This is a genomic window from Methanocalculus sp. (assembly GCF_029762515.1).
Classification (GTDB): Archaea; Halobacteriota; Methanomicrobia; order Methanomicrobiales; family Methanocorpusculaceae; genus Methanocalculus.
In genome coordinates this window covers 1-1,303 of the sequence record NZ_JARVGN010000525.1, presented here as the reverse complement: position 1 = coordinate 1,303, position 1,303 = coordinate 1, and the positions used below count along the sequence as shown (strand labels likewise).

Here is a 1,303-nt window from a genome sequence, read left to right as displayed (position 1 = left end):
AGGATCATATGGAAGAGAGGTCTTACCTCCCCTTCTGCTCATCCTCGTCTGTCCTGCACTCGAGATCCGCGAGGATCATCAGGGGATCATCCTCTTCCCGGACAAGGCTGCGTATCCGCTTCAGCCGTTCGACTCCGATGAAGTGCTCTGCCATCACCCTGCCAAATGGCGAGAGCTCGATCACCCCGCCTTTTCGATGGATCAGTTTGTACTTCTCCATCTCGGGGATGGCATCCTCGAGGGTTCCAACCATCCGCTCGTTCATGGACTCAAGATCCTGCTCTATACCGCGGGCGACAACGGCATTAGCCGCATATTCTTCACTGCTCTCCTCCATCCCGTAGACGGGTGCGACCTCCTCCATCACGCCCCTGAGGAGGTTGATCGCCACCTCCTCCTCGGTCGCCTTCGACTCACGCGAATATGATCCGCCGGGCTCAGCCAGGATCACGACACGCCCTGCATCATGGAAGTCGGGCCGGCCGGCTCTTCCGATCATCTGGTGGAACTCCTGTACCGTCAGCCATTCGATCCCCATTGCCAGGGCATCAAAGATCACCTGTGATGCAGGAAAATCAACACCCGCTGCAAGGGCGGCTGTTGTGACGACTGCGGCGAGTTTACCTTTAGTGAACCGGGACTCGATATCTCTCCGTTCCTGTGCCGTGAGTCCGGCATGGTAGGGGGCTGCACGCGGGCCGATTGCATCGGCGATCTGGTGGCAGCGGGATCGTGCGTTTGTGAAGACGATCGTCTGCCCTTTGAATCCTTTGGAAGAGGTCTTCCCAAACTCCTCGAAGATCAGACGCTTGGTTGTTGGGATCTTCGCTTCCCGTTCAACGAAGAGGAGATGGCGATCAAGTGAAACCGGCCGTTCTGCATAGGTGACCAGGTTCGCATTCAGTTTCTTTGCAAGGAGATGGGGTGCACCGATTGTTGCCGAGAGATAGATGAACTGCGTCTTCGGGGCGATCTGCTTCAGGCGGGCGATCATCCCGTCAAGGCGGTGGCCACGCTCCGGATCTTCGAGCATCTGCACCTCATCGATCACCACAGTCCCGATATTCCGAAGCTGCCGCCCTCTTCTCAGGATATTGTCGACCCCTTCATAGGTCCCGATGATGATATCCGATCCCGCATCCCGCCGTGCAGGGGATCGTGTCTCGGGGAGGTTCAGCCGGGAGACGCCGGTTGAGATGGAGACGCTTGCCAGGTTTTTGTATGTCTCGGAGAACCGCTCGTACTTCTGGTTTGCCAGTGCAACCAGCGGCACCAGGAAGAGGAGACGTCCCCGCCCTTCAAG

Annotated in this window: 1 protein-coding gene; it reads right to left on the bottom strand. The window is 57.8% G+C overall.

The window, feature by feature from the left end:
- Positions 1 to 22: 22 nt before the first annotated feature.
- The coding region (locus QCH34_RS12830; RefSeq protein WP_300334708.1) for a DEAD/DEAH box helicase at positions 23 to 1,303 on the bottom strand (1,281 nt) is incomplete at its 5' end.